This is a genomic window from Metabacillus bambusae, assembly GCF_017497975.1.
Classification (GTDB): domain Bacteria; phylum Bacillota; class Bacilli; order Bacillales; family Bacillaceae; genus Metabacillus; species Metabacillus bambusae.
Window position 1 is genome coordinate 121,656 of record NZ_JAGDEL010000008.1, and the last position, 14,696, is coordinate 136,351.

10 protein-coding genes and 1 other RNA gene are annotated in these 14,696 nt (G+C 36.6%); all 11 read left to right on the top strand.

The window, feature by feature from the left end; all coding sequences use genetic code 11:
* The first annotated feature begins 219 nt into the window (after positions 1 to 219).
* Complete coding sequence (locus I7822_RS12775) at positions 220 to 1,197, top strand: glycoside hydrolase family 43 protein (protein ID WP_207978646.1); 978 nt, start codon at positions 220 to 222, stop codon at positions 1,195 to 1,197.
* 70 nt (positions 1,198 to 1,267) lie between these two features.
* A complete protein-coding gene (locus I7822_RS12780; protein WP_207978648.1) occupies positions 1,268 to 2,749 on the top strand; it encodes an arabinan endo-1,5-alpha-L-arabinosidase in 1,482 nt (493 codons plus the stop codon).
* Between the two features lie 50 nt (positions 2,750 to 2,799).
* Positions 2,800 to 4,581 carry a methyl-accepting chemotaxis protein gene (locus tag I7822_RS12785; protein ID WP_207978649.1) on the top strand — a complete coding sequence of 594 codons (1,782 nt, stop codon included), beginning with the start codon at positions 2,800 to 2,802 and terminating at the stop codon, positions 4,579 to 4,581.
* A 422-nt stretch (positions 4,582 to 5,003) separates the two neighbouring features.
* Entirely contained in the window at positions 5,004 to 6,293 is a 1,290-nt protein-coding gene (locus I7822_RS12790; RefSeq protein WP_207978651.1) for a glycoside hydrolase family 27 protein, read from the top strand.
* Positions 6,294 to 6,644: 351 nt separating this feature from the next.
* Positions 6,645 to 7,964, top strand: a complete 1,320-nt coding sequence (locus I7822_RS12795) for an arabinan endo-1,5-alpha-L-arabinosidase (protein ID WP_243459441.1) — start codon at positions 6,645 to 6,647, stop codon at positions 7,962 to 7,964.
* A 319-nt stretch (positions 7,965 to 8,283) separates the two neighbouring features.
* Positions 8,284 to 9,978: a ribulokinase gene (gene araB, locus I7822_RS12800; RefSeq protein WP_207978655.1), complete on the top strand. Its 1,695-nt coding sequence runs from the start codon at positions 8,284 to 8,286 to the stop codon at positions 9,976 to 9,978.
* Between the two features lie 81 nt (positions 9,979 to 10,059).
* Complete coding sequence (gene araD, locus I7822_RS12805; RefSeq protein ID WP_207978665.1) at positions 10,060 to 10,773, top strand: L-ribulose-5-phosphate 4-epimerase; 714 nt, start codon at positions 10,060 to 10,062, stop codon at positions 10,771 to 10,773.
* Positions 10,774 to 10,792: 19 nt separating this feature from the next.
* Positions 10,793 to 12,280 carry an L-arabinose isomerase gene (araA, locus tag I7822_RS12810; protein ID WP_207978667.1) on the top strand — a complete coding sequence of 496 codons (1,488 nt, stop codon included), beginning with the start codon at positions 10,793 to 10,795 and terminating at the stop codon, positions 12,278 to 12,280.
* Positions 12,281 to 12,387: 107 nt separating this feature from the next.
* Entirely contained in the window at positions 12,388 to 13,875 is a 1,488-nt protein-coding gene (locus I7822_RS12815) for an alpha-N-arabinofuranosidase (protein WP_279381963.1), read from the top strand.
* A gap of 23 nt (positions 13,876 to 13,898) precedes the next feature.
* Complete coding sequence (locus I7822_RS30665) at positions 13,899 to 14,156, top strand: DUF6171 family protein (protein ID WP_372442150.1); 258 nt, start codon at positions 13,899 to 13,901, stop codon at positions 14,154 to 14,156.
* 329 nt (positions 14,157 to 14,485) lie between these two features.
* Positions 14,486 to 14,673: non-coding RNA, 6S RNA (gene ssrS, locus I7822_RS12820), on the top strand.
* Positions 14,674 to 14,696: the final 23 nt, after the last annotated feature.

Here is a 14,696-nt window from a genome sequence, read left to right on the forward strand (position 1 = left end):
TGCGGTGAGGTTGATTGCAGCGAGAGTTGCTTGCTTTCCGCGGGGCGGGCGGTGAGCCTCCACGGCGTAAACGCCTGCATGAGTCTCACCTGTCCCGCTGCTCTAAGCAGGAGTCTCGCAATCTGTTCCGATCAACCTGAATTAGTTTTTATTTTTATAAGCAACAATCTCTTAGAAAACAGCCAAAAATAATAAAACTTTTATTTGAGGAGTGTCATTATGACTGAATTTAAAGTAAACAATCCACTTATTGAACAACGTGCAGATCCTTGGATTTATAAGCATACTGATGGATATTACTATTTTACTGCTTCTGTTCCTGAATATGATCGAATCGAGCTTCGTCGTGCAACATCCATCCAAGGCTTAACAGATGCTGATGCAAAAACAATTTGGGTGAAGCATGAAACAGGTTTAATGAGTGCGAATATTTGGGCACCGGAAATTCATTTTATTGATGGAAAATGGTATGTCTATTTTGCAGCTGCAAGAACATCTGAAACAAAAGACGGATTATTTGATCACCGTATGTTTGTGCTTGAAAATTCATCTGCTAACCCTTTAGAAGGGGACTGGGTCGAAAAAGGCCAAGTGAAAACGAAATGGGAATCATTTGCTTTAGATGCAACAACCTTTGAGCATAAAGGGATTAGCTACTACGTTTGGGCACAGAAGGATCCAGAAATAGTAGGGAATTCCAACCTGTATATCTCTGAAATGGAGAATCCTTGGACACTTAAAGGTGAGCAAGTATGTATTACAACACCTGAATATGAGTGGGAAAAGATCGGCTTTTTAGTGAATGAGGGTGCAGCTGTTTTAAAGCGTAATGGTAGAATTTTCATTTCATTTTCAGCAAGTGCAACTGACTTCAATTATTGTATGGGGCTATTAACTGCTGATGAAAACAGTAATTTATTAGATCCGAGATCATGGAATAAATCCATTGAGCCTGTATTTACAACGAATGAGGAAACAGGTCAATATGGACCAGGTCATAATAGCTTCACTGTATCTGAAGATGGATCACAAGATATTCTTGTTTATCATGCACGAAATTACAAAGAAATTGAAGGTGATCCATTGTATGATCCTAACCGACATACACGTGTTCAAGCTATCGTATGGAATGAAGATGGAACACCTAATTTTGGCGTACCTGTTCCAGATACAAAACCTGTCTTAAACAATAAATAATCATTTTAGGCTGATTAGTGATAGTCAGCCTTTTTCTAACATTAAAAATAGTTTAAGGGTGGAGACTTTGTTGAAAAAAAAATTAATGATATGGCTGTTTGCAATCATATTTTTACTTATCTCAGCTTTAGCAATTATGTTTTATCTTAACAACGATCAAAAGCCGAAGACACTTCAGGCATCACAATACCCTTCTCCTCCTGCAGAAACACCAATTGAAAAAATTACTACTAATATCATTCATGATGAATCAAAATGGACAACCAATAATACACATGATGCTGAAATCATAAAGGTTAATGATTGGTATTACACCTTTTCAACCGATTATAAAGTAGCTGGTACACCTCTCCCAGGTATTCAAATCAGAAAATCCAAGGATATGATTAATTGGATGTTTGTCGGACGAGTGTTTGATAACGTTTCATACGAAGCTAAAGCTTGGACAAATGGAGGTTCTACCTACTGGGCCCCAGACGTAGTAGAAATCAATGGTACCTTCTATTTATACTATTCAGTTTCTGAATTAGGGACAAGAAACTCATATATTGGATTGGCAACAAGTGCATCGATTGAAGGCCCATGGGATGATCAAGGGTCCGTTATTAAGACCAAAGAAGGTGATAGCTTTACCGTTAATGCCATCGATCCTGGCATTATCATCGATAAGGACGGTACGCCTTGGATGGCTTATGGTTCTTATTTCGGTGGTATTTTTGTAACAGAAATAAATAAAGCGACAGGTAAGCTGAAAAATACTGATAAAGAAGGAACACTCATCGCACAACGGCAAAATAATGACTTTGCGATTGAAGGTCCAGCAATTATGTATAATCCAGATACAGACATGTATTATTTAACTGTTTCTTACGGTTGGCTTGAAGATACATATAATGTAAGGGTAGCAAGATCTGAAAGTATCCAAGGGCCATATTTAGATTATAACGGTAAAAATATGATTGATATCTCAGATGAATCTTTTGACACTGGAACTAAACTCGTCAGTTCTTATGCTTTTAACAATGACAGTGGCTGGTTGGGAACAGGTCATAACGGATTGCTGCAAGACGGTGATAACTACTATTTAACACATAATGCTAGAGCTGGAGATGATCTATATTGGTCACACCTTCACGTAAGAGAAATTATTTGGACGGAAGATGGTTGGCCTGTTGTCTCACCTGAGCGTTATGCTGGAAAACCGATAAACTCTGTTGAATCGTTAAAAACAGAGAAAATTGTTGGTCAATGGGAGCAAATTGTTTTAAGTAGAATTGATGATAGTATGGCTACTTCTACGACTCTTCATCTATATAAAAATGGAAAAATTGATGATGAAAATGGAGAAGATTATTGGGAATTAAAAGGTGATACTTTAAGTCTCTATTGGTATGCACCAGGTGATGCACCAAACGATTATTGGGTTGACACAGTTACAGTTTTACCACAATGGGATTGGGAAAATTGGCAACCAACTCTTGTTTTTACTGGATTAAGTCAAGATGGAACCGCGGTTTGGGGTAAACGACTACCTACAGAGGAGAAAAAGTAAGTTTGCCATGCATATAAATAAGTAGATTTAGGTTAATCTGGGGAGGTCTTATGTTAAATTACAAAAGAAATAAGAAAAAGGGCTCGAAAAAGTTAAAACAAAAACAAAAAAAGAAAATAGCTGTTTTGTCCTATATTAAGACTATCCGCGGAAAAATTGTTGTATCGTTCGGCCTGTTAGCTATTGTTCTTCTACTATCCGCAACAACTTCTTACACAAACATGACTAAGCTAGAGAATGAGATAGATTATTTAATAAAACATGATCTAGAAATAAACCGTAGAGTACAGGATTTATCGGAAAATTTATTAACAATGGAAACTAGTCAAAGAGGGTTTGTTATTACTGGTCTAACAGATTTTATATACCCCTTTGAAAATGGAAAATATGAGATTTCTTCCGAACTTGAAGAATTAAAGAAACTATTTAAAGACAGTGAGGAACAACTTGATAAACTTACTATGATTGAGAATACGTATGAAAAGTGGCTTACTTTTTCTGATACGCTTGTAAATACCAGAAAAACAGAAGGATTAGAAGGAGCAGCTACCTTTGTAGAAGCTGGAGAAGGTACAGAATATATGGATTCTATCCAGACTAATGTAGAAATGATTATAACTGATCAAAAAGTGATTCAGGTAAATAGAATAGAAGAGTTAAATAATCAAGTCTCAATCTTTAAGGTTGTTACTGTCAGTTTAACCATTTTTGCTATCTTACTATCAATATTTTTTGCGTTAAGTTTAACAAGAGGGATAAGGTTGAATATTAATAAAATTAGCTCCTCTATTTTAGAAATTGCAAATGCTGGTGGTAACTTAACGAAACGGATAGAGGTTAAATCACAGGATGAGCTTGCTGACCTTGCAAATGATACAAATAAGTTAATAGATGGCATTGCAATGATCATCCGTCAAGTATCAGAGATGGCTCAAAATGTGACCGCAACTACACAAGAACTTTTAGCGTCTGCTGAAGAAACTACCACCATGATTAGCTCTATTGCAGATGCTTCTAGTGAGATTGCCTCTGGAAGCGAAAATACAGAATTGAAAATGAAGGTATCATTTGAAAAAATGCAAAGCCTTGAAGACGCGGCAAAGCTATTAAATGATCAGGCTGAAACTGTTAAAACTAATTCTATAAAAATGCAACAGTTTGCCCAAAACGGTGGTGAGTCTGTGCGAGCATCATCACAAAAAATGAATTCGATTGAAGAAACTATGTTGAATACAAGTTTGACTGTTGAAGCTCTCGGAAAGAAATCTAATGACATCACATCCATTATTAGTTCAATCACAGATATAGCTGAGCAAACAAATCTATTAGCACTTAATGCTGCTATTGAAGCTGCACGCGCAGGTGAACACGGTAAAGGTTTTGCTGTTGTAGCAGATGAGGTAAGAAGATTAGCCGTGCAATCCCAGGAAGCTGCTCGAGGAGTAAAGGATATAATAAATTCGATCCAAGAAGAGGTAAAAGTTATTATTACTCAAAACCATGAGGGTGTTAAAGAGGTTATTTCTGGAGTAGAACTAACAAATCAAACAAACGCCTCATTTGATGATATCGTCAAACAAACACAGCGGACTACAAAGGTTGTAAATGCGATGGTCGATCACATCCAACAAACATTGCTCCTAAGTAAAGAAGTTGCAGATTCATTTGGACAAGTTATCGAAATTACTTCTAAAACAACTTTATATACTGAAAAGACAGCAACAGCTTCTGAACAAGGATCTGCAGCAATGCAAGAAATAACAGCTTCTACATCTATTCTTTCAAAGCAGGCAGAAAAATTAATGAAAGTAATAGAAAACTTTAAATTATAAACATCCATTCATCTTTCATATGTTAAGGACTGGTAAGTCATTATTTTATGCTGATTCATCAGTCCTCATTATCTTTTGTACTAATGGTAGATTTACTGAGGGTAATAAATCAGTATTACCCTTATCAGGACTTAATTTTTGTTAGGGAAAAACATAGGTAACCATGATGTTGAGCTTATAAAAATTTCCCTTAATCTATTTGTACGTACATATAGTAGTAAAAAACACATCTGTTCAACTGATTGGTTAGCTAGGTCACATCATTTATTAATATGTAATTTAGTAAGCGTTTTTATTCTTTTAAAAAGCTAATAGATTTGAAGATTTAATCTTTAAGTATAGTCTCTCATGAAAAGGAACCACCAATCAAACTAAATGAATGCACTTTACAAATTATTACTAACTGAAGGGAAGGGAAATATATGAAACATCATCAATATGCATTAACTCCTCCAATGGGGTGGAATAGTTGGGATTGCTATGGTGCAACAGTAAGAGAAGATGAAGTAAAAGGAAACGCAGACTATATGGCAACAAATTTGAAAAAATATGGTTGGGAATATGTTGTTGTTGATATTCAGTGGTCAGAACCAGGGGCAATTTCTTCGGCATATCGTCCATTTGTTCCATTGGAAATGGATGAATACTCAAGGTTAATTCCAGCTGTAAATCGGTTTCCTTCAGCAAAGGATGGAAAAGGTTTTAAACCATTAGCAGATTATATACATGGCCTTGGCTTAAAATTTGGAATTCACATTATGAGAGGGGTTCCTCGTCAAGCAGTCCATCAAAATACAAAAATACTCGGAACAGAAGTAACAGCAAGGGACATCGCTAAACCTAATTCAATTTGTCCATGGAATACAGATATGTACGGTGTGGATGCTTCAAAAAAAGGCGCTCAAGAATACTATGATTCACTATTTAAACTTTATTCAGAGTGGGAAGTGGATTTCGTTAAAGTTGATGATATAGCGGACTCAAAGCTTTATGGTGCACACACAGATGAAATTAAAATGATTCGGAAAGCTATTGATCGTTGTGGTCGTCCAATGGTGTTAAGCCTTTCACCAGGACCTGCACCACTAGAACAAGCAAGTTTATTAGAAGAAAATGCAAATATGTGGCGAATGACCGATGATTTTTGGGATCTTTGGGAATTGCTTTATAACATGTTTGATCGTTGTTATAAATGGAGTAAAAATATTGGACCGGGTTATTGGCCAGATGCAGACATGCTGCCATTAGGGCACATAGGAATTCGATCAGTTGATGGAGGAGCAAGTGATCGTTACACAAGATTTACGAGGGATGAGCAACTTACGATGATGACGCTATGGTCAATCTTTCGTTCACCACTGATGTTTGGTGGCGAACTAACAGATAATGATGATTGGACATTATCGTTATTAACAAATGAAGAAGTGCTAGATGTGCATAAAAATAGCCATAGTGCTCGACAAGTGTATCGACAAGATGACAAGGTTGTATGGACAGCACAAGGAGTTGAAGAAAACCTCTACGTTGCATTATTTAATATTGGAAATGAAAAACAGAAGGTTTCAGTTAATTTGAATCAATTAGACTTGCCTTCATCAAAGGAAGTGCATTTAAGGGATTTATGGAAGCGTGAACATGTAGGTTCGGTAAGTAATGAAATAAGCTATGAGCTATTACCACACTCTACTAAACTTCTAAAAATATCTCTTTAGGTATGTAATGATGAAGTCTGTTTCTTTACTTTTTGCTCTGTAAAAGCTCACTGATGATTTTGCCCTTTGTTGGTTGGAGAGAAAGCCTGTAGCGAAAATTAACAACCAAGTTTAAAAGAATCAACTATTTAGTTAGCACCACTAAGATTTCTCTAATAATTTTTTACCATTTCAAGAGTCGATAAGTGATTAAGCTTGTCGACTTATTGTTTAAGTAATTATAAATAAAAAAAGTAAGCCTTAAGAAAGTATATATTTAATGAAGTAAATAAAAAATTCTGTGATGCTTTTCAAACTCACGACTGAATAGAAAATAAGAGTACGTACGATCGAATGAGAGGGAGTAATGAGATGATTTATCCAAAAGAACCAATAAAATATAATTTGTATGATGAAGAAGTAGCAAATCAAGAAGAACGATGGACGATCCATAATGTGCATGATCCAGCTCTGATTAAAGATGGGGATACGTACTATGTTTTTTCGACAGATGCCAAGGTTGGTGGTGAACCAACAGGTGGTATACAAATTAGAAAATCGAAGGATTTAATTGAATGGCAATGGGTAGGACATGCTTTTGAGCAGATCCCTGAGGAAGCATTTGCCTGGACGGGTGCAAAAGGACTGTGGGCACCAGATGTGACAAAGTACGGTGATACCTACTATTTGTACTATGCAGCCTCACAATTTGGCAGAAATCAATCGTTTATTGGGGTAGCCACAAGCAAGCATATAGAAGGACCTTGGAAAGACCAAGGTGAGGTTTTCAAAACAGTACATGGTAAAGATACACCAAATGCGATCGATCCGAATATTACATTTGACGAAGAAGGGACACCTTGGATGGTGTATGGTTCTTTTTTCGGAGGGATTTACCTATCCGAAATTGATCCAACAACAGGAAAGTTAGTGGAGCAAGACGAGGGGAAATTAATTGCTCGACGGCCACATAGTGTGGAAGCAGCAATAGAAGGTCCATATATCGTCTTTCATCCAATCTTGAAAAAATACTATTTATTTGTTTCTTATGATTCGCTTTTCAGAGATTATAATATTCGCGTCGCACGTGCTGATCGAATTGAGGGGCCATATCTCGATTTTAATGGTCATGAAATGACAAATATTGAAATTCAACCAAATGAAACAGGTATAAAAGTTCTTGGTGGTTATAAGTTTGGTCAGAAAGAAGGCTGGATCGGACCAGGGCATAATTCTGTATTGAAAGATGGTGAAGACTTTTTCATATGCCATCATGCAAGAGGTGAGAGAACGAAAAAACACCACGCCTTGCATATAAGGAAAATTGTTTGGACGGAAGACGGATGGCCGCTCGTATCACCAGAGCGTTATGCAGGAGAACAAGAGCAGGATATTGATCAGGATGCTGTTGCAGGAAAGTGGGAAGTTATTTTATTAGAAAAGCATGATAATAATCAAATCTCGTCCAATTCCTTTGAATTACTTGCAAATGGAAAAATTGCTAATGATGAAAAAGGGTATTGGAGGCATCTAAACAATAATCTGTACGAGCTATTTATTAGTCATTATGCACTCAAAAGAGACGTGATTATTTTACCTGCATGGGATTGGAGCAACTGGAATCCAACTCTTGTTTTTACAGGTAAGGATGAAAGCGGACAAGTGATGATCGGTAAAAGGATTGATAAGTAAATAAAAACATTAATAGTAAAGCTTTTTGTTAACTTGTAAGTATAAGTTTGTGGTGAAAGCATAATAAAAAGTACAAATTTGAAGAAGATATAAAAGAATTGTTAAATTTGTATTGAAATTATTTAGATAAGTGCTAAAATTAGTTTAAGGTTATACGTATAAGTTGAGTTTTCGAGAAACAATTAGTATATGTAAGCGTAATTTTAATGAAAAATATACGTTTTTTGTCAAAACTTGTACGTATGATGTAAAAATGAACTTGTTAATCTTATTAATTAAAAAATTAATTGTTTAATAGAAAGAGGCTAGGGGGATACAAATGGCTAAATATTCAATTGGTGTTGATTATGGTACACAATCTGGAAGAGCAGTACTGGTTGAAATAGGTACTGGTAAAGAAGTTGCAACAGCAGTGAAACCGTATACACATGGAGTTATGGATGAATTTTTACCGAATGGCAAAACAAAGCTTGAAAACGACTGGGCTTTACAGCATCCAACAGATTATATAGAAGTGTTGGAGACAACAATTCCAGATGTTCTAAATCAAGCAAAAATCTCTGCTGATGATGTGATTGGAATTGGAATTGATTTTACAGCATGTACAGTTTTACCAATTAATACGTATGGAACACCTTTATGTTTGACAGAAGAATTTAAGGATCATCCACATAGTTTTGTAAAGCTGTGGAAGCATCATGCAGCACAAGATGAAGCAAATCGTTTAAATGAAATCGCTGAAGCAAGAGGAGAAAAATTCCTGCAAAGATATGGTGGGAAAATTTCCTCAGAGTGGTTAGTACCTAAGCTTTGGCAGATTTTAAATGAAGCACCTGAAATATATGCAGCAACAGATCAATTCGTTGAGGCTACTGACTGGGTTATTTATCAATTAACAGGTGATTTGAAAAGAAATAGCTGTACAGCTGGATATAAAGCAATCTGGCATAAGCAAGACGGATATCCATCTCAAGAGTTCTTTAAAGCACTTGATGAACGTTTAGAAAATGTAGTTGAAGAAAAATTAGCAAGTGAGATTGTTCCGATTGGATCTAAAGCAGGAGAGCTTACAGAGCAAGCTGCAAAATTAATCGGTCTAAATCCTGGAACAGCAGTTGCCATCGCTAACGTTGATGCACATGTTGCAGTACCAGCTGTTGGGATCACTGAGCCTGGTAAATTATTAATGATTATGGGAACGAGTACATGTCATATTTTACTAGGTGATGAGGAGAAGGTTGTCCCTGGTATGTGTGGAGTTGTTGAAGATGGTGTAATTCCTGGGTTAATGGGCTATGAAGCAGGTCAGTCCTGTGTAGGGGATCACTTTGAATGGTTTACTGAAAATTGTGTTCCTGCAAGCTATTATGAGGAAGCCGAAGCAAAGGGCGTTAACATCCACGTGTTATTAACGGAAAAAGCAGCTCAGCTTCAGGTGGGTGAAAGCGGTTTAATTGCATTAGACTGGTGGAATGGTAACCGTTCAACACTTGTTGATGCCGATTTAACAGGTGTTTTATTAGGTGCAACCTTGCTTACAAAGCCTGAAGAAATCTATCGCGCTCTTATCGAAGCTACTGCATATGGAACACGTACAATTGTTGAAGCTTTTAGAAATAGCGGTGTTCCAATCAATGAAGTATATGCATGTGGTGGAATTGCTGAGAAAAATGCACTAATGATGCAAATTTACTCTGATGTATTAAAAATGGATATTAAAATATCTGCATCATCTCAAACACCAGCATTAGGATCAGCAATGTTTGGAGCTGTTGCTGCTGGAAAAGAGCGCGGTGGATATGATGACATAAAAGACGCTTCAAAAGAGATGGCTAGATTAAAAGACGATATTTATCAACCAAAACAGCAAAATGCGCAAATTTATGATCAGTTGTTTGCTGAATACGCACGTCTATATGATTACTTTGGCCGTGGTGAAAACAACGTGATGAAGAACTTGAAAAAAATTAAGAAAGCTAGTGTTTCTCAAGTAAAATCTGAAATTACACAATAATTAACTGTTCGATCAAATCAATATGTGGTGGACTAGTTTACCTAACTGCTCCACCCTTCTATAAAGAGGGGAGAGATTAAGATGCTTGAAGCTTTAAAACAACAAGTACTTGAAGCAAATTTACTTTTACCTAAGTATCAAATGGTAACGTTTACGTGGGGGAATGTAAGTGGCATTGATCGTGAAAAAGGTCTTGTCGTCATAAAACCGAGTGGTATTCCTTACGATGAGCTTAAAGTAGAAGATTTGGTAGTTGTGAATCTAGAAGGAGAAATTGTCGAAGGTGACATGCGTCCTTCTTCAGATACTGCTACACATCTTGAGCTATATAAAGCATTTCCGACAATTGGAGGAGTTGTTCATACACATTCACCATGGGCAACAAGTTGGGCACAGGCTGGCCGTTCCATTCCAGCGTTAGGTACAACACATGCTGATTACTATTATGGAGAAATTCCGTGTACAAGAACTTTAACAAAGGATGAAATTACACGTGCATATGAGCTTGAAACAGGAAATGTCATTATTGAAACATTTGAAACTGGAGGAATTGACCCAGTAGCTATGCCAGGTGTATTAGTTTCAGGACATGCACCATTTTGTTGGGGAAAAGATGCTATGCAAGCCGTACACAATGCTGTTGTGTTAGAGGAAGTAGCAAAAATGGCGTTACACACATACCAATTGAATCCTGGAATTAATCCAATTGATCAATTCCTTTTAGATAAGCACTATCTCCGTAAACATGGAGCTAATGCGTACTATGGGCAAAAAAATACAAAAGTAAATCAATAATTAACTAGGGGGAAACAACATGTTAACAGTTAAACCATATGAATTTTGGTTTGTAACAGGAAGTCAAGACTTATACGGAGAGGAAACTATCAGAGAAGTAGAGGCAAATTCAAGAGTTATTACAGAGGCGCTTGATCGTGACCCTTCGGTTACATATAAACTTGTATTTAAATCAGTGTTAAAAGAAGCAGATTCGATCCGTAGATTATGTTTAGAAGCAAATACAGATGAGAATTGTGCCGGTATTATCACATGGATGCATACATTTTCTCCTGCAAAAATGTGGATCGCTGGACTTACAGCTCTACAAAAACCAATGTTACACCTTCATACTCAATTTAACCGTGATATTCCTTGGGATAGCATTGATATGGATTTCATGAACACAAACCAATCAGCACATGGTGACCGTGAATTTGGCTTTATGGGCAGCAGATTGAATGTAAAAAGAAAAGTTGTGGTTGGTCATTGGGAAAACAGTGATGTAAGAAGCAAAATTGGTAGCTGGATGCGTACTTCTGTTGCATTTTCAGAAGGTCAACACCTAAAAGTTGCACGCTTCGGGGATAACATGCGTAATGTGGCTGTTACTGAAGGCGATAAAGTTGAAGCACAAATTAAACTTGGCTGGACAGTTGATGGCTTTGGGATCGGTGATTTAGTTCAACGAATGAATGATGTAACAGAACAAGAAGTAGATCAGCTAATGGAAGATTATGAAAGAGACTACGACATTGTACCTGAAGGATTGGTTGAAGGATCTGCTGTTCGTGAATCCATTCGTTACCAAGCAAGAATCGAGTTAGGAATGAAAGCATTTTTAGAGGAAGGAAATTATACTGCTTTCACAACAACCTTTGAAGACTTGCACGGAATGAAGCAATTACCAGGACTTGCTGTTCAACGCTTAATGGCACAAGGATATGGATTTGCCGGAGAAGGCGACTGGAAAACAGCAGCATTACTTCGTACATTGAAAATCGTTGCAGATAATGAAGACACGTCATTCATGGAAGATTACACATATCACTTTGAGCCAGGCAATGAGCTTGTATTAGGCTCACATATGCTTGAAGTTTGTCCAACCATTTCAGCTACAAAACCGAAAATTGCAGTATATCCATTAGGAATTGGTGGAAAAGAAGACCCAGCCCGAATGATTTTTGATGGGAAAACTGGTGCTGCATTAAATGCATCAATTATTGATTTAGGACACCGTTTCCGTCTAGTTGTCAATGAAGTTGATGCTGTACAACCTGAAATTGAATTACCAAACCTACCAGTTGCCAGAGTTCTATGGTCTCCACAACCATCACTAAGTGAAGGTACTGAGAATTGGATTATCGCTGGTGGTGCTCACCATACTGTATTCTCTTATAAAGTAACAACGGAACAATTAAGAGATTGGGCTGAACTTGTAGGAATTGAATGTGTACTAATAAATAATGATACAAATAAACATGCATTCAAAAATGAATTACGCTGGAACGATGTTATTTTTAAATAATTAGAACAGAAAGAGCAACGAGATTAACTTATTATTACTTTAATTAATATTCTCGTTGCTTTCTTTATTTTCCTAACAATATATTAAAGAAAGATGAGGACTAATTGATGAAAAATTCAATCGTTATTAATGCAGACGTAGAAAAAGGAACGATAAACCGTAATATATATGGTCACTTTGCAGAACATTTGGGTCGTTGTATTTATGAAGGAATTTGGGTTGGAGAAGATTCACCGATCCCAAATACAAAAGGAATACGAAATGATGTTTTAGAAGCACTAAAACAAATTAACATTCCAGTGCTTCGTTGGCCTGGTGGCTGTTTTGCAGATGAATATCACTGGAAGGATGGAATCGGACCTAGAAGTGAACGTAAACGTATGGTTAACACACACTGGGGTGGAGTGGTTGAAAATAACCATTTTGGAACACATGAATTCATGTTGTTATGTGAATTACTAGATTGTGAACCTTATATTTGTGGAAACGTTGGTAGTGGTACTGTTCAAGAAATGTCTGAATGGGTAGAATATATGACCTTCGATGGTGAGTCTCCAATGGCAAATTGGCGTGGGGAAAATGGTAGACAAGAACCTTGGAATGTAAAATATTTTGGTGTAGGTAATGAGAACTGGGGTTGCGGTGGAAATATGCGTCCCGAGTATTACGCTGACCTTTACCGCCGTTACCAAACATATGTAAGAAACTATGGTGATAATAAAATCTATAAAATTGCCGGTGGCGCAAATGTAGATGACTATAATTGGACTGAGGTATTAATGCGTGAAGCTGGTCGTCTAATGGATGGCTTAAGCCTACACTATTATACAATTCCAGGTGACTTCTGGTTAGGAAAGGGCTCTGCAACTAACTTCCCTGAAGATGAATGGTTTATTACGATGCAAAAAGCTCTTCATATGGACGAGTTAATTACGAAACACGGAACAATTATGGATAAATATGATCCAGAAAAACGTGTTGGGATGATTATCGATGAATGGGGAACATGGTTTGATGTTGAACAAGGAACAAATCCAGGATTTCTTTATCAACAAAATACAATTCGTGATGCATTAGTAGCTGCTGTTCACTTCCATATTTTCCAAAAGCATAGTGATCGCGTTCAAATGACAAATATTGCGCAAACTGTAAACGTTTTACAAGCAATGGTGTTAACTGAAGGGGATAAAATGATTCTGACACCGACCTATCATGTGTTCGATATGTACAAGGTTCATCAGGATGCAACGCTTCTATCTGTTGACGCTACTGTTGGTAGCTACAAATACAATGACCAAGAAGTGCCACAAGTGACGGTTTCAGCTTCTAAAGACAAAGATGGAAAAGTAAATATTAGCTTATGTAATATCGATCACAAGGAATCTGCTTCACTATCAATTCAGCTTCGTGGAATAGCTGAGCAAATTTCAAGCCTATCAGGTACAATCCTTACATCTGATACGATTGATGCACACAATACATTCGAGCAACCAGAAGTGGTTAAACCAACTGAGTTTAATCAAGCTTCAATTGAAAATGATCAATTAGATGTTACTTTACCGCCAATGTCAGTTGTTTTGTTAACAATTGCATAATCAATAAAGGAAGAGTTGATCTGATGGCATCCAATGTTTGTAAAAGTTGTACAAGAAACGTCATCATAAAAAAACAAGAAATTGATCAAATCCTTTCAAAAAGTAAGCTACATGCAAGCCAACTGGTATCTAATGAATTGTTTGAACAAAGAATGAGTACGTGTAAGTCTTGTCCATCTTTAATGTATGGAACAACATGCTCTCATAGTGGATGTCTTGTAGAATATCGCGCTAAATTTTCTATAAAAAGTTGTCCAAATCCAAGTGGAGCAAGATGGTAAAAAGGACAAACGTACGATAATCTTATTGGATTGCAATCTAATAGCATAGCTTTTCTTATGTGAAGTATTAAAGAAGTGTAATTATTTCCATTTGTTTTGAAATAATTATCTCTTGAAGTAGTATAAAGGGTTAAGAAGCGGTAAATTTTTAGGAAAGAGCCTTTTTAATAGAGGATCATTTATTTAGTAGAAGAATGTACTAATAAGGAATTATAATCTAGCTACGGTTCCTATTTGATAGGGATAAAAAAATTTACCGTCCAAAAGTGTAGTTGTATAAATAATAAATCTTCTATTGCATTCTTCTAGTAATTCTAGTATTATAACAATACAAGCTGCGCTGTTCGCATTTTTTATAAAGTTTTAACCTTTAAGCTGATATAGGGAGTTTTATATTGAAGTCGGAATATCAAGCCTTCATTGCGTAGAGGAAGATATGAAACCTTCTGCAAACACCCACTTTTAGGAGTGGTGGTTTAAAACTCTATAATGTTGATGCGGCAATCGCGGCACCTTATTTTACCAATCAATCCGGTTTCC

Coding starts and splice junctions, on each gene's coding strand:
- araD (WP_207978665.1), top strand. CDS start 10,060: ATGCTTGAAGCTTTAAAACAACAAGTACTTGAAGCAAATTTACTTTTA.
- I7822_RS12775 (WP_207978646.1), top strand. CDS start 220: ATGACTGAATTTAAAGTAAACAATCCACTTATTGAACAACGTGCAGAT.
- I7822_RS12790 (WP_207978651.1), top strand. CDS start 5,004: ATGAAACATCATCAATATGCATTAACTCCTCCAATGGGGTGGAATAGT.
- I7822_RS12815 (WP_279381963.1), top strand. CDS start 12,388: ATGAAAAATTCAATCGTTATTAATGCAGACGTAGAAAAAGGAACGATA.
- araB (WP_207978655.1), top strand. CDS start 8,284: ATGGCTAAATATTCAATTGGTGTTGATTATGGTACACAATCTGGAAGA.
- I7822_RS12785 (WP_207978649.1), top strand. CDS start 2,800: ATGTTAAATTACAAAAGAAATAAGAAAAAGGGCTCGAAAAAGTTAAAA.
- I7822_RS30665 (WP_372442150.1), top strand. CDS start 13,899: ATGGCATCCAATGTTTGTAAAAGTTGTACAAGAAACGTCATCATAAAA.
- araA (WP_207978667.1), top strand. CDS start 10,793: ATGTTAACAGTTAAACCATATGAATTTTGGTTTGTAACAGGAAGTCAA.
- I7822_RS12795 (WP_243459441.1), top strand. CDS start 6,645: ATGATTTATCCAAAAGAACCAATAAAATATAATTTGTATGATGAAGAA.